Source organism: Duganella margarita (assembly GCF_009857535.1).
Lineage (GTDB): Bacteria > Pseudomonadota > Gammaproteobacteria > Burkholderiales > Burkholderiaceae_D > Rugamonas > Rugamonas margarita.
Window position 1 is genome coordinate 409,950 of record NZ_WWCS01000001.1, and the last position, 24,652, is coordinate 434,601.

Here is a 24,652-nt window from a genome sequence, read left to right on the forward strand (position 1 = left end):
TCTTGCCTTGACCACAACTGAAGCAGTAAGGCCGGGTATTCTGATCGTCGACGACGAACGGGAGGAGTTGCGCTTCCTGACCGATCTGCTGCGCCGCCAGCGGTACCACGTGCGCACCGCCAGCGACGGCATGGCGGGATACCAGGCCGCGCTGGCCGCGCCGCCGGACCTGATTCTGCTCGACGTGCGCATGCCCGGCATGGACGGCTTTGCCGCCTGCCGGCTGCTGAAGGCCAATCCGGTGACCCGGCCGATCCCGGTGATCTTCCTCAGCGCGCTGGACGAGCCGGACGAGCGCGTGGCCGGGCTGGCCATGGGCGGGGTCGATTTCGTCGCCAAGCCCTACCATCCGGCCGAGGTGTTCGCGCGCGTGCGCATCCACCTCGAGCTGGCCGGGCGGCGCAAGGCCGTCACGGCGGCGCCCGCGCCGGAGGCGCCGCACGATCCGGACGAGGTGATGGCGCTGGCCGCGATGCGCCTGATCGGCGACAACCTGGGCGCGCCGCTGACGCTGGCCGGCATCGCCCACGCGCTGGGCACCCACGAAAAGCGGCTGTCCCAGGCCTTCCGCCGCCACGCCGGCATGACGGTATTTGCCTACCTCGGCGAGGCGCGCATCCGGCGCGGCCGCCAGCTGCTGGCCGACACCGACCTGAGCGTGCAGCAGATCGCCGAGCAGACCGGGTTTAGCAGCGCCGCCAATTTTGCCACCGCCTTCCGTGAACAGACCGGCGCCACGCCCACCGCCTATCGCCAGGCGATGCGCCAGCATGGGCCGATGGCCGAACACCAGCAGGCATTGCCGTTCGACTGGCGGCAGGATCCGCAACCGTGAGCGGGTCCGAGCATGACGCCGCCCGCATCCGCGCCCGCCTGCTGGCGGCCTTGCACCACGACCTGCGGGCGCCGCTGGCGCGCATCGCCACCCGCGCCAGCACCGGCTTTGCCGACCTGCCGGCGCTGGAGAGCGAAGCGCGGCGCCAGCTGGAATGGCTGTCCGACCTGCAGGAATGCGCGCGCTTTGAATTGCAGGCGCCCGAGCTGACGCCGGCGCCGGCTTATCTGCACGCCTTGATGCGCCAAGTGTCGCACGACGGCGTCGGCCTGCCGGCGCTGGCGCTGCTCGATGGGCGCCGACTGGGACAGGTGCTGGCGCGGCTGCGCGACCACTCGGGCGGCCAACTGGCGCTGCGCGCGCAGTGCACCCCGGGCGCGGTGCGCATGCAGTTTCAAGCTGGCGAACCAGATGGCCGCTGGCACGACTTTAGCGGCACGCTGGCGGACGACCGCATCCTGCCCGGGGTGATGGTGGCGGCGCACCTGGTGCGCGCCATGGGCGGCGTTCTGCAGCACAGCGGCGATGGCTTGCGCTTCGAGATCGGCGCGCCGCTGGCGCAGGAACAGGATGCGATGCCGCCGACCCCGCATTTCGACTGGCCGGAGCCGTTCGGCGCCGGCCACGCCATCCTGCTGCTGGAGTCGCACCAGCCGATGCAGGATTATCTGAGCGAGATCCTGGAGAGCGCCGAGTTCGACGTGCAGTACGAGCCGCAAGACCGCGTACCGGCGCTGATCCTGTGCGCCGACGAGAGTGTGTGGGAGATCTGGCCGCGCGAGGAGGCGCCGCCGGTGCTGCTGCATGGCATGCTGCCGCCGCAGCGGCCGCTGGATTTTGTCGAGGTGCTGTACAAGCCGGCGCCGCCGGCCATGCTGCTGTCGGCCTTGCGCCGGCGCTTGCAGATCAGGCTTTGATTAGCCTGGCAGCTGGCCGCCGCTGACGCGTTCGATGCCGGCCAGGTCGGGCCAGCTTTGCACCTCGCCATAGCCGGCCGCCGTGAGCAATGCGCGCACCGCCTCGGCCTGGTCGTAACCGTGTTCCATCAGCAGCCAGCCGTGCGGCTTGAGGTGCGGCGGCGCGCCGGCGATAATGGTGCGCAGCGCCGACAGGCCGTCGGCGTGGTCGGTCAGCGCGCCCACCGGTTCGAAGCGCAGATCGCCTTCGGACAGATGATGGTCGCCGCTGGCGATGTAGGGCGGGTTGGAGGCGATCACGTCGAACGGTGCCGCGCCTTGCAGTGCGGCGTACCAGTCGCTTTGCAGGAAGGTGACGCGGGCGTGGTTGCTGGCGGCGTTGCGCTGCGCCACGGCCAGCGCGTCGGCGCTGACATCCAGCGCGGTGACGTCGGCATCCGGCCGCGTGTGGGCCACCGCGACGGCGATGGCGCCGCTGCCGGTACCCATGTCCAGCACGCGGCCGTTGCGCGGCGTGCGCTCCAGGGTCAGTTCGACCAGCAGTTCGGTGTCGGGACGGGGAATCAGCACGGCGTTGCAGACGTCGAACGGCAGGCCGAAAAATTCGCGCTGGCCGACGATGTAGGCGATCGGCTCGCCGTCCAGGCGGCGCTGCACCAGGGCGGCGAAGCGCTGCGCTTCGTCTTCGGTAAGCTCGCGTTCCGACTGGGTGATCAGCGCGATGCGGTTGACGCCCAGCGCGTGGCACAGCAGCACGCGGTTATCCAGCGGATCGAGCGCGGACTGGCGTTGCAGGGAGCCGATGGTGCTGGTCATTTGGCGCGGCGGATCAAGACCCAGGCCAGCGCCAGCGTGAACAGCGCGAACCACAGGAACGACCACTGCGGAATCGACAGGCCGAACCATGGCGCCAGCGCGTCTTCGCACAGGCCGTCGGCCTTGAACAGGAACGGCAGGTAGGTGGCGGTGGGGATTTTGTTGAGCATGGTCTCCATCGGATCGATGCCGCACGACAGGCCCGGATGGGCCAGCACCCACAGGTGTTTGCCGGCGGTGCCGAGACCGCCCAGCGCAGCCAGCAGGCTGACGCCGGCCAAGGCTTTCGGCTGACTGGTGTAGGCGCCGATCAGCGCGAACACGCCGATGGCGAGGAACAGGTAGCGCTGGATCACGCACAGCGGGCAAGGCAGCATGTCCAGCCCGTGCTGCAGGTACAGGGCGACGCCGATCAGGCCGAAGGCGGCGAGGGCGATGGACAGCAGCAGGGAGCGGGTATGTATCATGAGGTGGTCCGGTCAGGGGTAATGCGCGCAATTTTCGCACAATGTTGCTTGTTAGGCCTTAGACGGCTCTTAATTCCACCCCGCAGCCCGCATGCCGGGGTCTGACCCCGTACGGGGGCAGACCCCTTTTTGCCCAGGGGTTAATTATCGCCCAGCGCCGCCAGCAGTTCGGCCTGGTGCTCGGCGATCAGCGCATTGGTCATCTCGGTCAGGTCGCCGTCCATGATGAAGTCCAGCTTGTACAAGGTCAGGTTGATGCGGTGATCGGTCATGCGGCCCTGCGGGTAGTTGTAGGTGCGGATGCGTTCGCTGCGGTCGCCGGAACCGATCAGGCTCTTGCGGGTGGCGGCTTCCTTGGCCTGCGCCTCGCGCAGCTGCACGTCCTTGATGCGGGTGGCCAGCACCTTCATCGCCTGCGCCTTGTTCTTGTGCTGCGAACGGTCGTCCTGGCACTCGACCACAATCCCGGTCGGCAAGTGGGTGATGCGCACGGCGGAATCGGTCTTGTTGATGTGCTGGCCGCCGGCGCCCGAGGCGCGGTAGGTGTCGATGCGCAGCTCGGACGGATTGATGTTGACGTCTTCCACCTCGTCGGCTTCCGGCATCACCGCCACCGTGCAGGCCGAGGTGTGGATGCGGCCCTGGGTTTCGGTGGCCGGCACGCGCTGCACGCGGTGGCCGCCGGATTCAAATTTCAGTTTCGAATACACGCCGTTGCCGACCAGGCGCACGATCACCTCGCGGTAGCCGCCCAGGTCGGACGGCGATTCCGACACCATCTCCACCTGCCAGCGCTGGCGTTCGGCGAAGCGGGTGTACATGCGCAGCAGATCGCCGGCAAACAGCGCCGATTCATCGCCGCCGGTGCCGGCGCGGATTTCCAGGAAGATGTTGCGCTCGTCGTTGGCGTCCTTTGGCAGCAGCATTTTTTGCAGCTCGACGTCGAGTTCGGCGGTGCGGGTTTTGGCGGACTCGATTTCTTCCTGCGCAAAATCCTTCATGTCCGGATCGGCCAGCATTTCTTCGGCGGCGGCGATGTCGCCCAGCGCTTCCTGATAGGACTTGTAGACCGCCACCAGCGGGCCGATTTCGGCGTGCTCGCGGGTCATCTTGCGGTAGCTGTCCATGTTATCGGTCGCCCCTTGGGACATCAGCAATTCATCGAGTTCGACCAGGCGATTCGCCAGTTGGTCAAGCTTGGCCAGCATGGATGGTTTCATAGCGTATTGTGTGAGAGTGAAGCAGGCGCCGCATGGCGCGGCGGGGGAATGACGGGGAACGCGGGCCCGCGAGCGGGTGCAGCTAACGGCGGCCGCGGAACATCTGTGGCAGCAACTCGGCCAGCTGGGCGCGTTCGTCGCCCTGGGCATGGCGCAGCGCTTGCTGCGGGCCGTGCATGAATTTGGCGGTCAGGCCGCGCGACAGCGCTTCCAGCACGGTGTCGATATCTTCACCCTTGGCCAGCATCTTGCGGGCGCGTTCCAGTTCCAGCAGGCGCAGCGCTTCGCTGTTTTCCTGCAGACTCTGGATCACCGGCACCACGGCGCGGTCGTCGACCCAGTGCATGAAGGACTGCACGCGGGTTTCGATGATCGCTTCGGCCTGGGCGACGGCGGCCTGGCGGCTTTCCAGACCGGTCTGCACCACTTTGCCAAGGTCGTCGACGGTGTACAGGAAGGCGTCGTTGAGGCGCGCCACTTCCGGTTCGATATCGCGCGGCACGGCCAGGTCGACCATGAACATCGGCTTGTGGCGACGGGCCTTGATGGCGCGCTCCACCATGCCGAGGCCGATCAGCGGCAGCGACGAGGCGGTGCAGGAAATCACGATGTCGTACTGGTGCAGCCTGTCCTGCAAATCGGCCAGGCGGATGGCGCGGCCGCCGAAGCGGTGCGCCAGCAGTTCGCCGCGGTCCAGCGTGCGGTTGGCGATGGTGATGCTTTTCGGGTTCTGCGCCGCGAAGTGGGTGGCGCACAGCTCGATCATTTCGCCGGCGCCGATGAACAGCACGTTCTGCTCGGCGATCTTGTCGAAGATGCGCTGCGACAGGCGCACGGCGGCGGCGGCCATCGACACGCTGTGCGCGCCGATCTCGGTGGTGCTGCGCACCTCCTTGGCCACCGAGAACGAGCGCTGGAACAGCTGGTGCAGATAGGTGCCGAGGCCGCCCGCTTCATCGGCGGTGCGGATGGCGTCCTTGATCTGGCCGAGGATCTGGGTCTCGCCCAGCACCATCGAATCGAGCCCGGAGGCGACGCGGAAGGTGTGGCGGACGGCGTCGTGCTGCGGCAGCATATACAGGTGCGGGCGCAGTTCGGCGTAGTTCAGCTGGTGGAAATCGGCGAGGAAATGGGCGCCGGCGTCGAGCGGGTCGGGCACGGTGCTGGCGGCGTACAACTCGGTGCGGTTGCAGGTCGACAGAATCGCCGCCTCGTCGCCGCCCCGGTGGTCGATGCGCTCGAACCACGACCGCGCCGCCACCACCGCCTGCCCCAATTGCTCAGGGGCGAACGCCAGCTGCTCGCGAAGCGAGACCGGTGCGGTGTTGTGGTTGAGGCCGACGGCAAGCAGCTGCATTTCGGGTCCAGACGATAGTTATGACGGCATTATACCCCTACTGCCATCATGTTGCCCGTGGGACTGCCCAATGCTATAGCAGTCCCCTTTGCTATCGATCAGGCGCCGAGTTTTTCCAGACGGTAACCGTAGCTGTAGACCGGGACCAGGCGGAAGCCGTTTTCTGGTTTGAGTTGCAACTTGTTGCGGACGCGCGAAACGTGGGTGTCCATGGTGCGCGACGGCACGGCGGTCTCGCGTATCCATACCGCTTCATGGATGTAGGCGCGCGACAGCGGACGGCCGATGTTGCGGAAAAATAACAGTGCCAGATAGAACTCTTTGTGGGTTACATCCAACACAATGCCGTCCATTAGCAGGCGGCCCGGGCGGGTTTCAAACACGTACTGACCGAATTGCAGCTGTTCGGCGCCGTTCTGCGCCGGGTAGGCGCGGCGCAGCAGGGCTTGCACGCGCGCCACCATCTCGCTGCGGCGCAGCGGCTTGATCATGTAGTCGTCGGCGCCGGCGGCCAGGCCGGCGACGATGTCGTCCTCGCCCGAGCTGGTGGTCAGGAACAGCACCGGCGCATTGTCCGGCAGCTTTTCCTTGGCACGGCGCAGCACTTCGGCGCCGCCCAGGTCGACCACTTGCCAGTCGAGAATCATCATGTCATAGCTGTCCTTGCGCAGCTGCGCGAGCACATCTTTGGCGGTCTGGAAGCTGTGACAGATGTGGCCGGCTGCGGTGAGCACCTGACAAATGAGTTCGGCTTGACTGCGATCGTTGTCGAGTACGGCAATTCTCATGCTGTTGCCTGCTGTTAAATGTTAAGGAGAAGTCACGTCAAATATAACAGAGATTCACAAATAGATTAGCAAAAAGGCTAAAAATATTTTCTTTCGACACTATCCATAATTTCTTGGCAATGCTGGTTTTCACTGTGCCGAGCAGCATCTGGATTACACGGTACACCGGAAAAACCCCGAATTCAATGCAGAAGTTGAAAAATGGCAAGAACTTACAGGGCAGGCAAGGAGGGGTGATGGGCGGCAAAAAAGACACAAATCGGACGCGGGGGCGTCTCGGAACGCGACATCGCGGCGGTGCGCGAACGTTGCCGTCAGCTGGTGCGGCGGCTACCAGCACGTGGATGCCTGCGCCAAGGCGGCGCAGGAGTTGCTGCCGGCCGGCGTGCACCGGCCAGCCTGAGATTATGCGTCGGGCAGCACCACGTTGACGTCGAGGACTTCCAGGTTGCCCTGGCGGTCCAGCGAGATCTTGATGTCGTCGGCGTTGACCTTGGTGTACTTGGAGATCACCTCGATCAGTTCCTTGTGCAGCGCCGGCAGGAAGTCCGGACCGGCGCGGCCGCTGCGCTCGCGCGCGATGATGATCTGCAACCGTTCCTTGGCCGCAGTCGCGGTTTTGGGTTTGGGCGGAAACAGGAAGGAAAGCAGTGCCATGATTACTTGCTCCCGAAGATACGCTGCAGCAGGCCTGGCTTTTCATAGGTGGTAAAGCGCAACGGCAGTTCCTGGCCGAGGAAGCGCGCCACCACGTCTTCGTAGGCTTCCGCAACGTCGGTGCCCTTGAAGTGAATCGCCGGGTTACCCTGGTTCGAAGCATGCAGCACCTGTTCCGATTCCGGAATGATGCCGATCAGTGGAATCCGCAAAATTTCTTGCACGTCCTGGTACGACAGCATCTCGTCGGCTTCCACGCGTTTCGGCGAGTAACGGGTGATCAGCAGGTGTTCCTTGACCGGCTCGCCGCCGGTCTGGGCGCGGCGCGACTTGGCCTGGATGATGCCGAGGATGCGGTCGGAGTCACGCACCGACGATACTTCCGGATTGGTGACGATGATGGCTTCGTCGGCAAAGGTCAGCGCCATCAGCGCGCCGTGCTCGATGCCGGCCGGCGAATCGCAGATGATGAATTCGAAGCCCATGTTGATCAGTTCGTGCAGCACGACTTCCACGCCGTCTTCCGACAGCGCATCCTTGTCGCGCGTCTGCGACGCCGGCAGGATGAACAGGTTGTCGCAGTGCTTGTCCTTGATCAGCGCCTGGGTCAGCGTTGCTTCTTTATTGATCACGTTGATCAGGTCGTACACCACGCGGCGTTCGCAGCCCATGATCAGGTCGAGATTGCGCAGGCCGACGTCGAAGTCGATGACCGCAGTCTTGTGGCCGCGCATGGCCAGGCCGGTGGAGAAACTGGCGCTGGAGGTGGTTTTACCGACACCGCCCTTGCCGGACGTTACAACAATAATTCTTGCCACGAATAATCCTTTTCAGAGAGGGGTGCGTCAAGCGCGGTTAGCCGTATTGACAGATGATATATCGATTCTGTCACCGACCAGGCGAATTTGCGTCGGCGAGCGTGCATATTCCTGGGGGAAACCGTCTTCAAACGTGCTGTAGACGCCGGCGATGGAGACCAGCTCCGGCGACATGTTCAATGCAAAAATGCGGGCCTGGGCATTGCCCGAGGCGCCGGCCAGCGCGCGGCCGTTGAGCGTGTTGTAAACGTGGATGCTGCCGTCGGCGATGATTTCGGCGCCGTTGTTGACCACGGCGGTGACCACCAGGTCGCAGCCGCGCGCGTAAATGCGCTGGCCGGCGCGCACCGGGGTGTCGATGATCATGACGTCGGTGCCGTTGCTGGCCGGTGCCGGCGGCTGGGCCTGGGCGGCGGCGACCGCCACCGGGGCTGCCGCTGGCGCTGGGGCCGGCGCGGCGGCGGCTTCCTCGCGCGGCTTGGCGCCGGCGGTTTCCAGGCTGAGGCCGTGGGCGGCGATTTCGGCGGCCATTTCCGGCGGCGCGTTGCGCACGGCGACCGGGTTCAGGCGGTATTTTTTGAGCAGGGTGATCAGGCCGGCCCAGTCGATCGGCTCGCAGCCGGCCGGCAGGGCGGCGATGTCGATCACGGTCAGGTCGTCTTCGAAAAAGTCGGTGGTGCCGCCGGTCATTTCGGCCAGCGCGGCGTCGAGCGCGATGCGGTCAGCGGTGGCCAGGATGGCGGAGACGGCGACGACGGTGGAAATCTTGATTTCGATGGGCTTTTGAAACAGGCTCTTGGACATGGGCGACAGTATCAGGGGTTATCCCCGCGCGCATGCGCAGGCACCAGCATTCTACTGTGGAAAAAGCAGGAAGGGGAGGCCCGCAAGCGTGCGGGCCTGTAAAAATGCGGGGTTTAATTGGTTTAATAGATGGCGCGCAGCTGGTGGGCGGCGGCCACCATATTGCGCAGCGCGCTTTCGGTTTCCACCCAGCCGCGCGTCTTCAGGCCGCAATCGGGGTTGACCCACAGGTTGGCCGGCGGGATCACGGCGCTGGCCTTGTGCAGCAGGCGCACCATCTCCTGCCGGTCCGGCACGCGCGGCGAGTGGATGTCGTACACGCCGGGGCCGATCTCGTTCGGGTAGCGGAACTGGCCGAAGCCGTTCAGCAGTTCCATGTCCGAGCGGCTGGTCTCGATGGTGATGACGTCGGCATCCATGGCGGCGATCTGCGGCAGGATGTCGTTGAACTCGGCATAGCACATATGGGTGTGGATCTGCGTCGCGTCGCCGACCGCGCTGGCCGACACCCGGAAGGCGTGCGTGGCCCAGTCCAGATATTCCGTCCAGCGGCTGCGGCGCAGCGGCAGGCCTTCGCGCACCGCCGGTTCGTCGATCTGGATGATGCCGATGCCGGCCTGTTCCAGGTCGGCCACCTCATCGCGGATGGCCAGCGCAATCTGCAGCGCGGTGCGGGCGCGCGGCTGGTCGTCGCGCACGAACGACCATTGCAGGATGGTGATGGGACCGGTCAGCATGCCTTTCATCGGCTTGCCGGTCAGACTTTGCGCATGCACGGTCCAGTTGACGGTCATGGCGTGCGGGCGGCTGACGTCGCCGTAGATGATGGGCGGCTTGACGCAGCGCGAGCCGTAGGATTGCACCCAGCCGTGCTGCGTGAAGGCGAAACCGGCCAGCTGTTCGCCGAAATATTCGACCATGTCGTTGCGCTCGGCTTCGCCGTGCACCAGCACGTCGAGGCCGAGCGCTTCCTGGCGCTGCACGGCGTCGGCGATTTCGGCGCGCATCGCGGCTTCGTAGTCGGTCAGGCTGAGGTCGTCGCGTTTGAAGCTGGCGCGGGCGGCGCGGATGGCTGGCGTTTGCGGGAAGGAGCCGATGGTGGTGGTCGGAAAGTTGGGCAGCCGGAAGCGGGCGCGTTGCGCGGCCTGGCGCTCGGCGAACCGGGCGCGGCGCTGGTCGGCGCCGGCCGGCAGGTGTGCCAGGCGGTCGCGCACGGCTTGCTGGTGCACGCGCGGGCTGGCGCGGCGGCTGGCGATGGCGGCGCGGGAAGTGGCCAGCGCGGCGTCTGCACCGGCTTCGGCGTGCAGTGCTTGTTTCAGCGTTTTCAGCTCCGCCAGCTTTTCGGTGGCGAAGGCCAGCCAGGAGCGGGTCTCCGCATCCAGCGCGGTTTCGGCAGCCAGCGTGAACGGCACGTGCAGCAGCGAGCAGGACGACGATAGCCACAGTTTACCGGCACGTTTGTCGACGATGGGCTGGAGCACGGTCAGCGCGGCGTCGAGGTCGGTACGCCAGATGTTGCGGCCGTCGACGATGCCGACCGACAGCACTTTGTGCACCGGCAGCCAGTCGGCGATGCTGGTCAGTTCCTGCGGCGCGCGGACGCCGTCCACGTGCAGGCCGGCCACCGGCAGGCGGCACGCCAGGCTGAGGTTTTCTTCCAGCGGCGAGAAGTAGGTGGCCAGCAGCAGCGGCACGCCGACCTGGTTCAGTTGCCAGTAGCTGTTTTCGAAGGCGCTGCGCCATGGCGCGGGCAGGTCGAGGCCGAGGATGGGTTCGTCGATCTGGACCCATTGCACGCCCTGAGCTTTCAGGCGGTCCAGGATCTGGCCGTAGACCGGCAGCAGTTTATCCAGCAGCGAGAGGCGGTCGAAGCCGTCGGCCTTGGTTTTGCCCAGCCACAGGAAGGTCAGCGGGCCGATCAGCGCGGCTTTGACGGCGTGGCCCAGTGCCTGCGCTTCGGCGACTTCGTCGAACAGGCGTTCGCAGGCTAGCGCGAAGGCGGTGTCCGGCGTGAATTCGGGGACCAGGTAGTGGTAGTTGGTGTCGAACCACTTGGTCATTTCCAGCGCGGCGGCGGCGGGCAGGGCGTCGGCGTCGTGCGCGCCGCAGCCGCAGCCGGCGTCGTGATCCGCCGAGCCGCTGCGGCCGCGCGCCATGGTGAAGTAGCGGCCCAGTTGCGGCTGGTCGGGCTGGAAGCCGTAGCGCCCCGGCTCGCAGCCGAGCAGCTGGATGTGGTTGGCCACCTGGTCGTAAAACGCGAAATCGCCGACCGTCACGAGATCCAGCCCGGCGTCGCGCTGCAAGGCCCAATGGCGCGCGCGCAGGTCGCGGCCCACATCTTCCAGTTCAGCGTCGGACAGCTCGCCGCGCCAATTGCGTTCCAGTGCAAATTTCAATTCACGGGCGGCGCCTATGCGCGGGAAGCCTGGAATGTGGGTAGATATCGTTTTATTAGTGTTGGTCATGGTGCTGTCATCCGCATTTAATATTGGTGATATAAAGTGTGCGGCAAACCGGTCTATAATCAAAACGAAAGATTTTGTGCGTTCACATGAAAAAAATTAATAGACCATGCTAGAGATACGCCATCTACGCACCTTGAGCGCCTTGCGCTCGGCCGGCAGCCTGGTGCGCGCTGCCCAGTTGCTCAACCTGACCCAGTCGGCGTTGTCACATCAAATCAAATTGCTGGAAGATCGCTACGGCGGGCCGCTGTTTGAGCGCAAATCGGTGCCGATCGGCTTCACCGCCACCGGCTCGCGCCTGCTCAAGCTGGCGGACATGCTGTTGCCGGAAATTGAGACCGCAGAGCGCGAAGTTGCGCGCCTGATGCAGGGAGATACGGGTCAGTTGCGGGTGGCGTTGGAGTGCCACACCTGTTTCGACTGGCTGATGCCGGTGATGGACGAGTTCCGCAAGCGCTGGCCCGAGGTGGAAATCGATCTGGTCTCCGGTTTTCATAGCGAACCGGCCGATTTGCTGCGCAGCGGCGAAGCCGATTTGGTCATCGGTTCGGCCTATGGCCCCGAATTCAGCACCTTCCCGCTGTTCCGTTTTGAAATCCTGGTGGTGATGGCGCAGAAGCACCGGCTGGCGCAGCAGCGCCGCCTGAGTGCCGCCGATTTTGAGGGCGAAACCCTGATCACCTACCCGGTGCCGGAAGAGCGTATCGACCTGATCCGCGAAGTACTGAACCCGGCCCACGTCCAGTTCCAGCGCCGCACGGCCGAGTTGACGGTGGCCGTGCTGCAATTGGTGGCAAGCCGCCGTGGCATTGCTGCGCTGCCCAATTGGGCCATCAAAAACTATGTCGACTACGACTATGTCATTGCCCGCCCGGTCGGTGAGCAGGGCCTGTGGAGCGACCTGTTCGTCTCCGTGCCCGAAGCGCAACAGCACAAGGCCTATGTGCTCGATTTCGTCAATGTGATACGCGAGCAATGCGCGGCCTCATTGGACGGTATCAAATTATTATCGTGACAAATAGTTATTGTTTCTGCAAAATATATACCGGGGGTTTGACGCGCATCAAAGTATGCGCGGAAACCCGCGCATACGATTAGTGCCCGACTTGCAACTCTGGCGATTTTTCTCGCGGCAGCGCAGCATTGAAACCTGCCACGGCTAGCAGGTGGAGAGCGTATGATAAAAGTTCGCGTTGTTGCTCAACTTAGCCGGCTCCGGCTGGCGCATTGGAGAATCAAATGGATGATGTAGTTATCGTTGCCGCTGGCCGTACCGGCGTGGGTAAATTTGGCGGCAGCCTGGCCAAGACCCCGGCCGCCGACCTGGGCGCGCATGTGATCAAGGGCCTGCTGGCCAAGAGCGGTATCGATCCCAACCTGATCAGCGAAGCCATCCTCGGCCAGGTGCTCACCGCCGGCGTCGGCCAGAATCCGGCGCGCCAGGCTGTCATCAAGGCCGGCCTGCCGAACACCATTCCCGGCTTCACCATCAACCATGTCTGCGGCTCCGGCCTGAAGGCCACCCACTTGGCGGCGCAAGCGCTGAAGGCGGGCGACTCGCAGATCATCATCGCCGGCGGCCAGGAAAACATGAGCGCCTCGCCGCACGTGATTCCCGGCTCGCGCGACGGTTTCCGCATGGGCGACTTCAAGGCGATCGACAGCATGATCGTCGACGGCCTGTGGGATGCGTTCAACCAGTACCACATGGGCACCACTGCCGAAAACGTCGCCAAGAAATACGAGATTTCGCGCGCCGAGCAGGACGAATTCGCGCTGCAATCGCAGCTGAAGGCGGAAGCCGCGCAGAAAGAAGGCAAGTTCAAGGATGAGATCCTGCCACTGGAAATCGTCCAGAAGAAAGGCAGCTTCGTCTTCGACAGCGATGAATACATCAAGCCGGGTTCGACGCTGGAAGGCCTGGCCGGCCTGCGTCCGGCCTTCGCCAAGGACGGCACCGTCACCGCCGGCAATGCGTCCGGCCTGAACGACGGCGCCGCCGCCGTCATCATGACCACCGCCAGCAAGGCCAAGGAACTGGGCCTGCCGGTGCTGGCCAAGATCAAGGCCTACGCGTCGTCCGGCCTGGACCCGGCCTTCATGGGCATGGGCCCGGTCACCGCGACCAAGCTGTGCCTGAAAAAAGCCGGCTGGACGCCGGATGATCTGGACCTGCTGGAAATCAACGAAGCCTTCGCCGCCCAGGCAGTCGCAGTCAACAAGGAAATGGGCTGGGATACCAGCAAGATCAACGTCAATGGCGGCGCGATCGCCATTGGCCACCCGATCGGCGCGTCCGGCGCCCGCATCCTGGTCACGCTGATCCATGAAATGATTCGTCGTGACGCCAAAAAAGGCCTGGCCTCGCTGTGCATCGGCGGCGGCATGGGCGTGGCGCTGGCGATTGAACGCGCTTAATTTATAAAAACAGCGGCCCGGCCCCAGGCCGGGCCAACTTCGAATGTTGGCATCAAACGAGGGGACAATTATGGCAAGAGTAGCATTGGTAACCGGTGGCATGGGTGGTCTGGGCGAAGCAATCAGTTATAAGCTGTCGGCCCTGGGCTATTGCGTGGTCACCACGTATTCCCCGGGCAATCCGAAAGTTGAACAATGGCTGGCCACGACCCGCGACCAGGGCTATAACTTCCGCGCCTATCCGTGCGACGTGTCGGATTTCGACTCGGCCCAGGCCTGCATCGCGGCAATCGAAAAAGACATCGGCCCGGTCGATATCCTGATCAACAACGCCGGCATCACGCGCGATATGACCTTCAAGAAGATGGACAAGGTCAATTGGGACGCGGTCATGAAGACCAACCTCGATTCCGTGTTCAATATGACCAAGCCGGTGTGCGACGGCATGATCGAGCGTGGCTGGGGCCGTATCATCAATATTTCGTCGGTCAACGGCCAGAAGGGCGCGTTCGGCCAGACCAACTATTCGGCGGCCAAGGCTGGCATGCATGGCTTCACCAAGGCGCTGGCGCTGGAAGTGGCCAAGAAGGGGGTGACCGTCAACACCATCTCGCCGGGCTACATCGGCACCAAGATGGTGATGGAGATTCCGCAGGATGTGCTGGATAGCAAAATCATCCCGCAGATTCCAATGGGCCGTCTGGGCAAGCCGGACGAGGTGGCCGGCCTGGTGGCCTACCTGTCGTCGGATGAAGCGGCGTTCGTGACCGGCGCTAATATCGCCATCAACGGCGGCCAGCATATGTCCTGACCCGCAAAGCGGACACAAGGGTCTGACCCCGTACGGGGTCAGACCCTTTTCGCCGTATTGTGGGTTGGCGGTACAATCTGGCTATCACAGCCAAAGGACCGCCTCATGTTCGACCCTGCCTCCACCCTGTTCCCGCCGATTACGCCGTCCCGCCACGGCATGCTGGCGGTGGACGACCTGCACACCATTTACTGGGAAGAAGTCGGCAATCCGGACGGCATCCCGGTGATCTTCCTGCATGGCGGCCCGGGCGCCGGGCTGTCGCCGGCGCACCGCCGCTTCTTCGATCCCGAGCAATACCGCGTGATCCTGTTCGACCAGCGCGGCGCCGGCAAGTCGACGCCGGTGGGCGAGTGCCGCAACAACACCACCCAGCTGCTGATCGAGGACATCGAACGCCTGCGCGTGATGGCCGGCATCGAGCAATGGCTGGTGTTCGGCGGCTCGTGGGGCTCGACGCTGGCGCTGGCCTACGGCGAGGCGCATCCGGAACGCTGCCTCGGCTTCGTGCTGCGCGGCATCTTCCTGTGCACGCAAAAGGAAATCGACTGGTTCCTCGACGGCGCCCAATGGTTCCACCCTGAAATCCATGCCGAGTTCATCGCGCCGATTCCGGAAGCCGAACGCGGCAACCTGCTGCAAGCCTACGTGCAGCGCATCATGAGCGACGACCCGGCCGTGCACTGGCCGGCGGTGCGCGCCTGGAGCCGCTTCGAAGGCCGCCGCGTGTTCCTGCTGCCGCAGCCGGACGACGCGCCGTCCGATGCGCTGGACCTGGGCATCGGCCGCCTGGAATCGCACTATATGGCCAACCTCGGCTTCTTCAGCGACGACCAGCTGATGCGCAACGTCAGCCGCATCGCCCACCTGCCGGTGGCGATCGTCCAGGGCCGCTACGACGTGATCTGCCCGCCGGTGTCGGCCTGGCGGCTGCATCAGGCCTGGCCCGGTTCGGTATTGCACATGATCCCGGACGCCGGCCACGCCGCCATGGAACAAGGCATCGCCCAGGCGCTGGTCAGCGCCACCGAACAGTTCAAGCGCAACCGCGCGTTCGCCTGAAAATCAGCCCGCCGGAGACGCGGGCTGCTACACTGTAGACTAATCAATAAGAATAAATTGTATGGCCATCATGAACATCCAGACCGGGGATATCGGTCACATCATCCAGCTGGCGATTGCGCCGGTTTTCCTGCTGTCGGGCGTGTGTACCAACCTGATCGTGCTGACCAACCGGCTGGCGCGCATCATCGACCGCTCGCGCGTGCTGGAAGACCGGCTCGACGTCGCCTACAGCGACCCCTACCTGAATGAACTGGACGTGCTGTACGGCCGTTCGCACCTGATCAACATGTCGATCTTCCTGTCGACCGCGTGCGGGCTGTTCGTCTGCGTGATCGTCGCCATGCTGTTCCTCGGCGACATCACCAACCTCAGCCTCGACAAGTACATCGCCGGCACTTTCGTGGTGGCCGTGGTGTGCCTGGTCGGCAGCTTCGTTTCGCTGCTGCGCGAAATCTTTATTGCGTCGGCGTGGATGCGATCCCAGCGCCATATCCGCCGCAAGCGTTAAACTTTTTTTGTGAGAACATCATGCACGACTACCAACGCCCGCCCACCCTGTACCGCTACGGCGTGCGCGAAGACCTGGAACTGGCGCTGACCCAGGGCCAGTTCATCCTCCGTCCCGCGTCCAACTGCCTGACGCTGAGCTTTTCGCAGGTCTGGGACAGCAAGCTGTTCGAACTGTTCTCGTCCGATGCCTGCCTGATCATCCACAACACCGAGGAATTCGGCGAGCGCCTGCACCGCGCGGTGCAACGCGCCTTGCCGAGCTGGGCCGGGATTGACGGCGCCGTCGAATACGGCACGCGCGCGGCGCTGGGCGCGGCCTTCACCAAGACCGCCGCCGAGGCACAGGAGCAGGAATGGCAGTTCGCCTGGCGCGCCATGCAGGCCAAACTGAGCCTGAATCCGGTGCTGATCAAGATCGGCAGCCTGGAAAACTTCGCCGAGCTGCGTTCGCAGGATACGTATTTGGCCTGAGTGTCGTTCCCGCGCACGCGGGAATCCATGCTGTGCATCGCGGCAGGCTCGGCATGGGTTCCCGCCTGCGCGGGAATGACGATTTACTGCTGCGGGATGGCCTCCACCCGCGGCGCGTCGCGGCGGTCCAGGCGCGCCAGCACGGCGTTCATCATGCGTTCGATGTCGTTGCGGACCATTTTGGAGCCGAGCAGGCTGGGGACGTAAAAGTTTGGCAGCAGCTTGCCGTGGTAGATGATTTTGGTGCCGCCGGTTTCCGGCACCGGCACCAGCTCCCAGCGCGCTTCGTAGTGCTTCATGTCGCCGGAGATCAGCGAGATGTCGATCGACGACATCGGTTGTTCGACCGCGCGCACGATCAGGTGGATGGTGCGGCTCATGAACAGGAAGCGCGCCACGCCGAATTGTTCGATGATCACCTCACCGCCATTGCGCGACAACACCTTGGACGATTCCATCTCCGGCACGAATTCGGCCATGCGGTCGTAGCCGGTGAGGATGCGCCATACCTTGGGCAGTGGCGCGGCCACCGTGCCGGTGGCGTCCACTTCATACATATGTTGGCCGTCATGGTCGACGCGGTTGACCGATACTTCCAGTTTTGGCAATTCAAGCTTTGGTGCTTGCGCCATCACCGGGGCGGTCACACCCAACAACAAAAACACAAGGAATCGCATCATTTGGCCAGCGTACGGTAAAGGGTGGCAGAATACAAGCGCAGCACGCACGGACTTTTTAGTAGCCCAGGTCTAGAGAATTCGGATTTAATGCGGGCATTATGAAAACGACACCATACCCCCACCTGCTGGCGCCCCTCGATCTTGGCCATACGACGCTGCGCAACCGCGTCATGATGGGATCGATGCACACCGGCCTCGAAGACCGCTTCTATCACTACGGCAAACTGGCGGCATTCTATCGTGAACGCGCGCGCGGCGGCGTGGGTTTGATCGTCACCGGCGGCATCTCTCCCAACCGGTCCGGCTGGCTGCTCCCCTTTGGAGGTACGCTCAACTTCAAGGGCGATGTGCTCAACCACCGGCGCGTGACCAGGGCGGTGCACGAGGAGGGCGGCAAGATCCTGATGCAGATTTTGCATGCCGGCCGCTATGGCTATCAGCCGCTGGTGGTGTCGGCCTCCGACAAGAAATCGCCGATCTCGCCGTTCAAGCCGCGCGCGCTGACCGAAGCCGGCATCGAGGACACCATCCGCGACTACGCCCGCTGCGCCAGACTGGCGCGGGACGCCGGCTACGACGGCGTGGAGGTGATGGGCAGCGAAGGCTATCTGCTCAACCAGTTCCTGTGCGCGCGCACCAACCTGCGCACCGACCGGTGGGGCGGCAGCATCGAGAACCGCATGCGGCTGTCGGTGGAGATCGTCAAGCGCATCCGGGCGGAAGTCGGCAATGACTTCATCATCATGTACCGCCACTCGCTGCTGGACCTGGTCGAAGGCGGCAACACCTGGGACGATGTAGTGGCCGTGGCCAGGGCCTTGCAGCAGGCCGGCGTGTCGATCCTGAATACCGGCTACGGCTGGCATGAGGCGCGCGTGCCGACCATCGTCACCTCGGTGCCGCGCGGCGCCTTCGCCAGCCTGGCGGGCCGCCTGCGGCTGGAGGTGACGATCCCGGTGGTGGCCTCCAACCGCATCAACATGCCGGCCGAGGCGGAAGGCATTCTGCAGCGCGGCGAGGCGGACATGATTTCGATGGCGCGGCCGTTCCTGGCCGATGCGCATTTCGTGGTGAAAGCCGCCGAGGGCCGCGCCGATGAAATCAACACCTGCATCGGCTGCAACCAGGCCTGCCTGGACCACACCTTCTCGCGTCAGCGCGCCAGTTGTCTGGTCAATCCGCGCGCGTGCCACGAGACGGAACTGGTGTACGCGCCGGCCGTGAAGAAGCGCCGGGTGGCGGTGGTGGGCGCCGGGCCGGCCGGCATGTCGGCCGCCACGGTGGCGGCGGAATGCGGACACCATGTCACCTTGTTCGATGGCGCCGACAGCATCGGCGGCCAGTTCAAGATCGCCATGCAGGTGCCGGGTAAGGAGGAATTCGCCGAGACCATCCGCTACTTCGGGCGCAGGATCGAAGTCACCGGCGTCAAGCTGCAACTGAACACGCGGGTGACGCGCGCGCAGCTGCTGGCCGGCGGCTATGACGACGTGATCGTCGCCACCGGCATCAAGGTGCGCAAGCCGCCGATCGACGGCATCGACCATCCGAAGGTGCTGTCCTACCTGGACGTGTTGCGCGACAAGGCGCCGGTGGGCAAGCGCGTGGCCATCATCGGCGCCGGCGGCATCGGTTTCGATATGGGCGAATACCTGCTGCACGATCCTAAACATCCGCTGCCGCTGGCGCTGGATGTCTGGGCCAGGGAGTGGGGCGTCAGCATGAAGGGCGATACGCCGGGCGGCCTGGTGCCGGCGGCGCAGCCGGAGCCGGTGCGCCAGCTGTATCTGTTGCAGCGCAAGACCTCGCGCCTGGGCGCAGGCCTGGGCAAAACGTCGGGCTGGGTGCACCGCGCGGTGTTGGCGCGCAATGGCGTAGTGATGCTGGCCGGCGTGCAGTATGACCGCATCGACGACCAGGGGCTGCACATCACGGTGGGCGGCGAACAGCGCCTGCTGTCGGTCGACAACGTGGTGATCTGCGCGGGGCAGGACAGCCTGGTGGAGCTGATGCCGAGCGCGGAAGAGGCCAAGGCTAACGCGTCCTGGCCGCGCTTCCACAAAATCGGCGGCGCCGCGCTGGCGGCGGAACTGGACGCCAAGCGCGCCATCAAGGAAGGCGCCGAGCTGGCGGCCGCGCTCTAGCAGGCGACAGTCAGCAGCTGCTTTCGGCGCTGCGCTTGTCGAGGTACTTCAGCACCGCGTGCGCTTTGCTCATGCGATCGATGGCCTCGTTCAGCGCCGGTATATAGCTGTTGAAGGACGAGGCTTTCGGCACCGCGATCACCACCGGTTCGGCGTTGACCGGCCTGGCCATCACCGCCCATTTGCTGGCGCCGGGGAACAGGCAATTCAAGCGCACTTCCAGCTGCGGGGCGGCGCGGTTGCTGTCGATGACTATCGCGTCGACGCGGCCGGTGTCGAGCATCTTGAAGCGGCTGGCGATCGTGACAGCGTTTTCTTCGACAGTAAACGTTTTGCCGCGCTGCGCCTCGAATTCGGGCCCGAGCTGGCCGCCGCTCGGAATCGAGACGACCTTGCCGCGCAAGTCTTCCCAGCTGCGGAAATCGATCGGCCGCTGCGCCGTCGTCACCAGCCACTGGTTGACCTCATACAGCGGTTTGGTGAAGTTGAAGAGGCGTGCGCGTTCCGGCGTTTCGGCGGCGCCGAACAGCAGGCCTTCGCCGTTCTTCGCCTTCATCTGCGCGCGGCGCCATGGGTAGGCCTGCACCACCAGCTTCAGCCCCGACTCGGCCGCCAGCAGGTTGATGATGCCGGTCATGGTCACCATGCCGGTGGAGGGCTGGCCATTCGGTTCGATCTGCTCGGGCAGGAACACCGGAATTTCCTGCCGCGCGTCGGTCGCCATGGCGGGCGATGCGGCGCATATGATGGTGAGCGCGGCGGCCACGCCGGCCCAGGAGGACATGAACTTGGACATGGTTTAACAACCTGAAATGTTGGCGACGCGATCGACCGCCTTTTGTATATGGCCTGACTTCTGCAGCCGGACGATGGCCTGGTTCAGCGCCGGCAGCAGCTTGCCCAGCGGCGCGCTTTTCGGCACCGCGATCAGCAGGGGTTCAAACCCCACCGACTTGTCGGCCACCACCCAGTGGTCGTCGGGGAAGCGGCAATTCAGGCTGGCGCCCAGCTGCGCCGGATTGCGGAAACTGTCGACCAGCACCGCATCGACATGCCCGGCGCTGAGCATTTTCAGGCGGCTCGCCATCGAGCCGGCGTTGTCTTCGATCTTGAACAGCTTGCGCTTGCGCTGCTCGAACTCGGGGCCGTATTTGCCGCCCTCGCCGATCGAGATCACCTTGCCGCGCAAGTCTTCCCAGCGGTGAAACGCCAGCGGCGCCGACGCGGACGACACCAGCCATTGGTTGGCGTCGTACAGCGGCCGGGTGAAGGCAAGCACGCGGCGCCGCTCCGGCGTGATGGCGGCGCCGTACAGCAGGCCCTGGCCACGCTCCGCCATCATTTGCGCGCGTCGCCAGGGATAGGCGCGCACCACCAGCCTGAGTTTCGATTCGGCCGCAAGCTGGCCGATGACCGCCTCGATGATGGGAGGCGTCGGCAGCGGATGGCCCTGCGGGTCGATCGACTCGGCGATCAGCACGGGGATTTCAGCCTGCTGGTCGGTGGCCTGCGCAGGGGCGCCTTGCAGCAGCACGACAAGTGCGAAAAAGGCAGGAACAGGTTTCTTCATCAGTGCGCGTGGTCGGTTTTCTTGAGCGTGTCGATCACGTAGGCGGTCATGCCCTTGGCCAGTTCCTGCTCGCCCATGAAGATCTCGCCGGCGCGTTCGCTGCGCAGCAGGTCGGCCTCGGCGTCGTTGTGGGTGCGCACCACGGTCTTGATGGCGGGGTTGAGCGCACGCGCCGTTTCGATCATGGCGCGCACATGGAAGGTGTCCGGGGTGGCGATCACCAGCATCGCCGCGTGGGCGATATGGGCCTGGATCAGCACCGCCGGTTCGCCGGCATTGCCGGCCACCGCCGGCGTGCCTTCCTTGCGCAGCTGGTCGACCACTTCGCGGTTCTGCTCCGCCACCACGTAGGGAATGCCGCGCTCCTTGAGCGCGGCGGCGATGCGGCGGCCTACGCGGCCATAACCCACCAGCACCACCTGGTTGCGCAGGTGCTCGTGCGGCACGTTCATCGGCAGCTCGGCCAGCGGATCGGCGGTGCGGTCGAATTTGGCGGCCAGGCCGTGGTCCTTGCTCAACCAGCGTTCCAGCGGCTGGGTGATGCGGAACACCACCGGATTCAGGGCGATGGAGATGATGGCGCCGGCCAGGATCAGGCTCTGGCCTTCCACCGGCATCAGTTTCAGCGACACGCCCAGCGCGGCCAGGATGAAGGAGAATTCGCCGATCTGCGCCAGGCTGGCCGACACCATCAGCGCGGTCTTGGCCGGGTAGCGCAGCAGCAGCACCAGCAGGAAGGCCGCCACCGATTTACCGACGATGATGATGGCCACCACCGCCAGCAGCTTGAGCGGCTGTTCGGTCAGGATCGACGGCTCGAACAGCATGCCGACCGAGACGAAGAACAGCACCGCGAAGGCGTCGCGCAGCGGCAGCGATTCCTCGGCGGCGCGGTGCGCCAGCGCCGATTCGCGCAGCACCATGCCGGCGAAGAAGGAGCCCAGCGCAAACGACACGCCGAAGTAGTGGGTCGACGCGTAGGCGATGCCGACGGCGGCGGCGATCACGCACAGCGTGAACAGCTCGCGCGAGCCGGTGCGCGCCACTTGCCACAAAATCCACGGGAACAGCTTGCGCCCCACCACCAGCATCAGCACGATGAAGGCGGCGACCTGGCCGAGGGTGATGGCCAGCGTGGTCCACAGATTGCCGTCGGCGGCGCCATGGCCGGCATCGGGCATTTCGCCGCCGAGCGAGCCGGCCAGCGCCGGCAGCAGCACCAGCACCAATACGGTCACCAGGTCTTCCACCACCAGCCAGCCGACCGCGATGCGGCCGTTGAAGCTATCGAGGATGCCGCGTTCTTCCAGTGCGCGCAGCAGCACCACGGTGCTGGCAACCGACAGCGCCAGGCCGAATACCAGGCCGCCGCCGATGGTCCAGCCCCAGAAGTGGGCCAGTCCCATGCCAAGCGCAGTGGCGACGGCGATCTGCAGCACGGCGCCCGGCAGCGCCACCTTGCGCACGTCCCACAGGTCGTCGAGCGAGAAGTGCAGGCCGACGCCGAACATCATCAGCATCACGCCGATTTCGGCCAGCTGGCCGGCCAGGGCGGCATCCGCCACATAACCCGGCGTGGCCGGACCGATGATAATGCCCGCAGCGAGATAACCCACCAGCGCCGGCAGCTTGAGGCGCGTTGCAATATAACCGAACAGGAGACCTGCTCCCAGGGCGGCGGCGATCGTGGTAATCAGACTGATATTGTGGGGCATGCGTCGGGGGATCCTTCAAAAATGGTAAGGGAAACCCTGAGATTAACATACGCTGTCCGCCAGCCTGTCAAACAGAATGGTTGTCTAAAAATTAGGGCGGCGATGCCGCCAGCTGGTTAAGCCAGTGCGGCCGGTTGCATGCGCATGCTGACGCCGAAGCGGTTGAAGGCGTTCATCAGCGCGACGGCGACGGTGATGTCGGCCAGTTCCTGCTCGCTCAGCACTGCCAGCGCGGCCTGGTAGTCGGCATCCGGCACCTTGCTTTGTTCGACGCAGGTGACCACTTCGGCCCAGGCCAGCGCGGCGCGTTCCTTGTCGCTGAACAGCGCGGCCGCTTCTTCCCACACCGGCACCAGCGCCACCTTGTCGATCTTGACGCCGTTCTTGAGCAGGTCGCGGGTGTGCATGTCGATGCAGTAGGCGCAGCCGTTGATCTGCGAGACGCGCAGGTTGACCAGTTCCAGCAGCTCGCCCGGCAGCGCCGACGACACATAGTCCTTGACGGCGCCGAAGCCTTTGTAGGCGGCGGGGGCAAATTTGAATACTTCCAGACGCTTGCTCATGATGATGTCCTTGGTGGGTTACGATGGAATCATTGTGCGCTTTCATGGACCATGCAGGAAGGGCCATAAATAGGCATTTGAACTAGGCCATGATTTTCAAAATGCGCTTGCCCAGTTCGCGCGCGCGTTCCGGCGTATCGATATTGGTAAAGGCCAGCAGCAGCGCCGAGGCGGACGCCGTATGCGGCAGCACGCCGCGCTCGGACAGCGCCAGCGCCGACATGCCATGTTCGATCATGCGTTGCGCCAGCGCGCGGTCGGTGTGGCGGCCTTTCATGCGCAGCACCAGATGCATGCCGCCCGGTTGCGGCTCGACCTGCATATGCTTGCCCAGCACCGACGACAGGCCGTCGGCGGTGATCTGGCGGCGCTCGGCGTACAGCCGGCGCATGCGCTGGATGTGGCGGGCGAAGTGGCCTTCGTTCATGAAGTCGGTGACGATGTGCTGCATCAGCGCCGGCCCGGCCATGGCGAGGGTGCGGCTGATGTGGTCAAAACGCGGCACCTGCGCCGGCGGCACCACCAGGTAGGCCAGCCGCAGCGCCGGGAACAGCACCTTGCTGAAGGTGCCGGAGTACAGCACGCGGCCATTGCGGTCCAGGCTTTGCAGCGCCGGCAGCGGGCGGCTGACGTAGCGGTATTCGCCGTCGTAGTCATCTTCGACGATCCAGGCGTTGGATTGCGCGGCCCAGTCCAGCAACGCCAGGCGGCGCGGCAGCGACAGCGAGACGCACAGCGGGCTTTGATGCGCGGGCGTGACGACGGCGGCCTGCGCGCGCGGCGCGGTGGCGATGCCGTGCGCCACCATCAGGCCGTCGGCATCCACCTGCACCGGTACCGGCTGCATGCCGGTTTCGCGCAGCAGGTCGCTGGTGGGGGGATAGCCGGGATCTTCGACCCACACGCTGTCGCCGGGTTTGAGCAGGGTGCGCGTGATGAGCTCCATGCTGTTGCGGTAGCCGCTGGTGATGAACACCTGCGACGGCGTGCAGTGAATGCCGCGCGCAAGTTGCAGATAGGTGGCGATGGCGATGCGCAGTTCCGGCAGGCCGGCCCAGGCGGGGTAGATCATGTCCTGCGGCTGCATGGCGCGTGCCGCGCGCGCGGCCAGCCGTGCCCACACCTTGCGCGGGAAAGCGTCCAGCGCCGGTATGCCCATCTGGAAGGGTTTGGTGGAGGAGGCGGCGTCGCCCAGCTGGCTGTGCGCGGGTGCGGGTGCGGACGCGGTGCGGACCGCCGACGCCGATGCCGGCCCGGATGACGGCAGGCTTCCGCTCCCGTTGGGGCGCCGCGCCAGTGCCGGCGTCACCACCGTGCCAGCCTGTCCGCGCGCCTCCACATAGCCTTCCGCCGTCAGCAGCGCGTAGGCCGATTCCACCGTACCGCGCGCCAGCCCCAACTCCACCGCCAACGCCCGCGCAGCCGGAATACGATCCCCCGGCTGCAACAAGCCGTCCGCAATCGCACTGCGAAAACGCGTATAAATCTGCCGATAAAGCGGCTCAGCCGCGCTGCTGTCCAGCCGAAGAAAATCCATGACCGGCTCTGCGCGCCGTGCTGT

At 64.8% G+C, this 24,652-nt stretch carries 24 protein-coding genes; 9 read left to right on the forward strand and 15 right to left on the reverse strand.

The genetic code is table 11. The features are described from left to right. Positions 1-7: 7 nt before the first annotated feature. Both GTP55_RS01910 and GTP55_RS01915 read left to right on the forward strand, forming a co-directional pair. A complete protein-coding gene (locus GTP55_RS01910) occupies positions 8-835 on the forward strand; it encodes a response regulator transcription factor (RefSeq protein ID WP_202423451.1) in 828 nt (275 codons plus the stop codon). After that, positions 832-1,752, forward strand: coding sequence for a histidine kinase (locus tag GTP55_RS01915; RefSeq protein WP_161043288.1), 921 nt, complete (start codon positions 832-834; stop codon positions 1,750-1,752). The genes GTP55_RS01910 and GTP55_RS01915 overlap by 4 nt, the downstream gene beginning before the upstream one ends. Here the strand turns inward: GTP55_RS01915 and prmC are convergent, their stop codons facing one another. The 9 genes from prmC to metE form a co-directional block, all read right to left on the reverse strand. Then, complete coding sequence (gene prmC, locus GTP55_RS01920; protein WP_161043289.1) at positions 1,753-2,568, reverse strand: peptide chain release factor N(5)-glutamine methyltransferase; 816 nt, start codon at positions 2,566-2,568, stop codon at positions 1,753-1,755. It abuts the gene before it with no gap. Next, positions 2,565-3,035 carry a disulfide bond formation protein B gene (locus tag GTP55_RS01925; protein WP_161043290.1) on the reverse strand — a complete coding sequence of 157 codons (471 nt, stop codon included), beginning with the start codon at positions 3,033-3,035 and terminating at the stop codon, positions 2,565-2,567. Before GTP55_RS01925 ends, prmC begins: the two co-directional genes overlap by 4 nt. Before the next feature lie 140 nt (positions 3,036-3,175). After that, on the reverse strand, positions 3,176-4,255 hold the full coding sequence (gene prfA / locus GTP55_RS01930; RefSeq protein WP_161043291.1) for a peptide chain release factor 1: 1,080 nt from the start codon (positions 4,253-4,255) through the stop codon (positions 3,176-3,178). 82 nt (positions 4,256-4,337) lie between these two features. Then, a complete protein-coding gene (hemA, locus tag GTP55_RS01935) occupies positions 4,338-5,612 on the reverse strand; it encodes a glutamyl-tRNA reductase (RefSeq protein ID WP_161043292.1) in 1,275 nt (424 codons plus the stop codon). A gap of 98 nt (positions 5,613-5,710) precedes the next feature. Then, positions 5,711-6,400: a response regulator transcription factor gene (locus tag GTP55_RS01940; protein ID WP_110846146.1), complete on the reverse strand. Its 690-nt coding sequence runs from the start codon at positions 6,398-6,400 to the stop codon at positions 5,711-5,713. A 405-nt stretch (positions 6,401-6,805) separates the two neighbouring features. Continuing rightward, positions 6,806-7,057, reverse strand: coding sequence for a cell division topological specificity factor MinE (gene minE / locus GTP55_RS01945; RefSeq protein ID WP_072782712.1), 252 nt, complete (start codon positions 7,055-7,057; stop codon positions 6,806-6,808). Positions 7,058-7,059: 2 nt separating this feature from the next. Beyond that, complete coding sequence (minD, locus tag GTP55_RS01950) at positions 7,060-7,875, reverse strand: septum site-determining protein MinD (RefSeq protein WP_110846148.1); 816 nt, start codon at positions 7,873-7,875, stop codon at positions 7,060-7,062. Positions 7,876-7,902: 27 nt separating this feature from the next. Beyond that, positions 7,903-8,679 carry a septum site-determining protein MinC gene (gene minC / locus GTP55_RS01955; RefSeq protein ID WP_161043293.1) on the reverse strand — a complete coding sequence of 259 codons (777 nt, stop codon included), beginning with the start codon at positions 8,677-8,679 and terminating at the stop codon, positions 7,903-7,905. Between the two features lie 122 nt (positions 8,680-8,801). Then, positions 8,802-11,144: a 5-methyltetrahydropteroyltriglutamate--homocysteine S-methyltransferase gene (gene metE / locus GTP55_RS01960; protein WP_161043294.1), complete on the reverse strand. Its 2,343-nt coding sequence runs from the start codon at positions 11,142-11,144 to the stop codon at positions 8,802-8,804. A 106-nt stretch (positions 11,145-11,250) separates the two neighbouring features. Here metE and GTP55_RS01965 point away from each other — a divergent pair, with 106 nt between their 5' ends. From GTP55_RS01965 to GTP55_RS01990, 6 genes are all read left to right on the forward strand, one after another. Further along, entirely contained in the window at positions 11,251-12,159 is a 909-nt protein-coding gene (locus GTP55_RS01965) for a LysR family transcriptional regulator (protein ID WP_161043295.1), read from the forward strand. A 224-nt stretch (positions 12,160-12,383) separates the two neighbouring features. Further along, complete coding sequence (locus GTP55_RS01970; protein ID WP_161043296.1) at positions 12,384-13,562, forward strand: acetyl-CoA C-acetyltransferase; 1,179 nt, start codon at positions 12,384-12,386, stop codon at positions 13,560-13,562. A gap of 70 nt (positions 13,563-13,632) precedes the next feature. Further along, positions 13,633-14,373 carry an acetoacetyl-CoA reductase gene (phbB, locus tag GTP55_RS01975; RefSeq protein WP_110846153.1) on the forward strand — a complete coding sequence of 247 codons (741 nt, stop codon included), beginning with the start codon at positions 13,633-13,635 and terminating at the stop codon, positions 14,371-14,373. Between the two features lie 105 nt (positions 14,374-14,478). Beyond that, positions 14,479-15,435 carry a prolyl aminopeptidase gene (gene pip, locus GTP55_RS01980; RefSeq protein WP_161043297.1) on the forward strand — a complete coding sequence of 319 codons (957 nt, stop codon included), beginning with the start codon at positions 14,479-14,481 and terminating at the stop codon, positions 15,433-15,435. 70 nt (positions 15,436-15,505) lie between these two features. After that, positions 15,506-15,946 carry a DUF2721 domain-containing protein gene (locus GTP55_RS01985; RefSeq protein ID WP_110846669.1) on the forward strand — a complete coding sequence of 147 codons (441 nt, stop codon included), beginning with the start codon at positions 15,506-15,508 and terminating at the stop codon, positions 15,944-15,946. Between the two features lie 20 nt (positions 15,947-15,966). Beyond that, a complete protein-coding gene (locus GTP55_RS01990; RefSeq protein ID WP_161043298.1) occupies positions 15,967-16,419 on the forward strand; it encodes a hypothetical protein in 453 nt (150 codons plus the stop codon). 83 nt (positions 16,420-16,502) lie between these two features. Here the strand turns inward: GTP55_RS01990 and GTP55_RS01995 are convergent, their stop codons facing one another. Beyond that, positions 16,503-17,099 carry an SRPBCC family protein gene (locus GTP55_RS01995; RefSeq protein WP_229257696.1) on the reverse strand — a complete coding sequence of 199 codons (597 nt, stop codon included), beginning with the start codon at positions 17,097-17,099 and terminating at the stop codon, positions 16,503-16,505. A 98-nt stretch (positions 17,100-17,197) separates the two neighbouring features. Here GTP55_RS01995 and GTP55_RS02000 point away from each other — a divergent pair, with 98 nt between their 5' ends. After that, on the forward strand, positions 17,198-19,243 hold the full coding sequence (locus GTP55_RS02000) for an NADPH-dependent 2,4-dienoyl-CoA reductase (RefSeq protein WP_161043299.1): 2,046 nt from the start codon (positions 17,198-17,200) through the stop codon (positions 19,241-19,243). 10 nt (positions 19,244-19,253) lie between these two features. Here the strand turns inward: GTP55_RS02000 and GTP55_RS02005 are convergent, their stop codons facing one another. The 5 genes from GTP55_RS02005 to pdxR form a co-directional block, all read right to left on the reverse strand. Further along, positions 19,254-20,039, reverse strand: a complete 786-nt coding sequence (locus GTP55_RS02005; protein ID WP_161043300.1) for a substrate-binding periplasmic protein — start codon at positions 20,037-20,039, stop codon at positions 19,254-19,256. A 3-nt stretch (positions 20,040-20,042) separates the two neighbouring features. Continuing rightward, entirely contained in the window at positions 20,043-20,813 is a 771-nt protein-coding gene (locus GTP55_RS02010) for a substrate-binding periplasmic protein (protein WP_161043301.1), read from the reverse strand. Beyond that, a complete protein-coding gene (locus tag GTP55_RS02015; RefSeq protein ID WP_161043302.1) occupies positions 20,813-22,528 on the reverse strand; it encodes a cation:proton antiporter domain-containing protein in 1,716 nt (571 codons plus the stop codon). Before GTP55_RS02015 ends, GTP55_RS02010 begins: the two co-directional genes overlap by 1 nt. A gap of 116 nt (positions 22,529-22,644) precedes the next feature. Next, positions 22,645-23,091: a carboxymuconolactone decarboxylase family protein gene (locus GTP55_RS02020; protein ID WP_161043303.1), complete on the reverse strand. Its 447-nt coding sequence runs from the start codon at positions 23,089-23,091 to the stop codon at positions 22,645-22,647. An 82-nt stretch (positions 23,092-23,173) separates the two neighbouring features. Next, on the reverse strand, positions 23,174-24,628 hold the full coding sequence (pdxR, locus tag GTP55_RS02025; protein WP_161043304.1) for a MocR-like pyridoxine biosynthesis transcription factor PdxR: 1,455 nt from the start codon (positions 24,626-24,628) through the stop codon (positions 23,174-23,176). Positions 24,629-24,652 lie beyond the last annotated feature (24 nt).

What these genes read in the sequence shown, in the direction of transcription:
- metE (WP_161043294.1), bottom strand. Translation starts at nt 11,144, where the DNA reads ATGACCAACACTAATAAAACGATATCTACCCACATTCCAGGCTTCCCG.
- minC (WP_161043293.1), bottom strand. Translation starts at nt 8,679, where the DNA reads ATGTCCAAGAGCCTGTTTCAAAAGCCCATCGAAATCAAGATTTCCACC.
- prmC (WP_161043289.1), bottom strand. Translation starts at nt 2,568, where the DNA reads ATGACCAGCACCATCGGCTCCCTGCAACGCCAGTCCGCGCTCGATCCG.
- GTP55_RS01970 (WP_161043296.1), top strand. Translation starts at nt 12,384, where the DNA reads ATGGATGATGTAGTTATCGTTGCCGCTGGCCGTACCGGCGTGGGTAAA.
- GTP55_RS02005 (WP_161043300.1), bottom strand. Translation starts at nt 20,039, where the DNA reads ATGTCCAAGTTCATGTCCTCCTGGGCCGGCGTGGCCGCCGCGCTCACC.
- GTP55_RS01965 (WP_161043295.1), top strand. Translation starts at nt 11,251, where the DNA reads ATGCTAGAGATACGCCATCTACGCACCTTGAGCGCCTTGCGCTCGGCC.
- GTP55_RS02010 (WP_161043301.1), bottom strand. Translation starts at nt 20,813, where the DNA reads ATGAAGAAACCTGTTCCTGCCTTTTTCGCACTTGTCGTGCTGCTGCAA.
- GTP55_RS01940 (WP_110846146.1), bottom strand. Translation starts at nt 6,400, where the DNA reads ATGAGAATTGCCGTACTCGACAACGATCGCAGTCAAGCCGAACTCATT.
- GTP55_RS01985 (WP_110846669.1), top strand. Translation starts at nt 15,506, where the DNA reads ATGAACATCCAGACCGGGGATATCGGTCACATCATCCAGCTGGCGATT.
- GTP55_RS01925 (WP_161043290.1), bottom strand. Translation starts at nt 3,035, where the DNA reads ATGATACATACCCGCTCCCTGCTGCTGTCCATCGCCCTCGCCGCCTTC.
- GTP55_RS01995 (WP_229257696.1), bottom strand. Translation starts at nt 17,099, where the DNA reads ATGATGCGATTCCTTGTGTTTTTGTTGTTGGGTGTGACCGCCCCGGTG.
- GTP55_RS01990 (WP_161043298.1), top strand. Translation starts at nt 15,967, where the DNA reads ATGCACGACTACCAACGCCCGCCCACCCTGTACCGCTACGGCGTGCGC.
- GTP55_RS02015 (WP_161043302.1), bottom strand. Translation starts at nt 22,528, where the DNA reads ATGCCCCACAATATCAGTCTGATTACCACGATCGCCGCCGCCCTGGGA.
- minE (WP_072782712.1), bottom strand. Translation starts at nt 7,057, where the DNA reads ATGGCACTGCTTTCCTTCCTGTTTCCGCCCAAACCCAAAACCGCGACT.
- GTP55_RS02020 (WP_161043303.1), bottom strand. Translation starts at nt 23,091, where the DNA reads ATGAGCAAGCGTCTGGAAGTATTCAAATTTGCCCCCGCCGCCTACAAA.
- pdxR (WP_161043304.1), bottom strand. Translation starts at nt 24,628, where the DNA reads ATGGATTTTCTTCGGCTGGACAGCAGCGCGGCTGAGCCGCTTTATCGG.
- GTP55_RS02000 (WP_161043299.1), top strand. Translation starts at nt 17,198, where the DNA reads ATGAAAACGACACCATACCCCCACCTGCTGGCGCCCCTCGATCTTGGC.
- pip (WP_161043297.1), top strand. Translation starts at nt 14,479, where the DNA reads ATGTTCGACCCTGCCTCCACCCTGTTCCCGCCGATTACGCCGTCCCGC.
- prfA (WP_161043291.1), bottom strand. Translation starts at nt 4,255, where the DNA reads ATGAAACCATCCATGCTGGCCAAGCTTGACCAACTGGCGAATCGCCTG.
- phbB (WP_110846153.1), top strand. Translation starts at nt 13,633, where the DNA reads ATGGCAAGAGTAGCATTGGTAACCGGTGGCATGGGTGGTCTGGGCGAA.
- hemA (WP_161043292.1), bottom strand. Translation starts at nt 5,612, where the DNA reads ATGCAGCTGCTTGCCGTCGGCCTCAACCACAACACCGCACCGGTCTCG.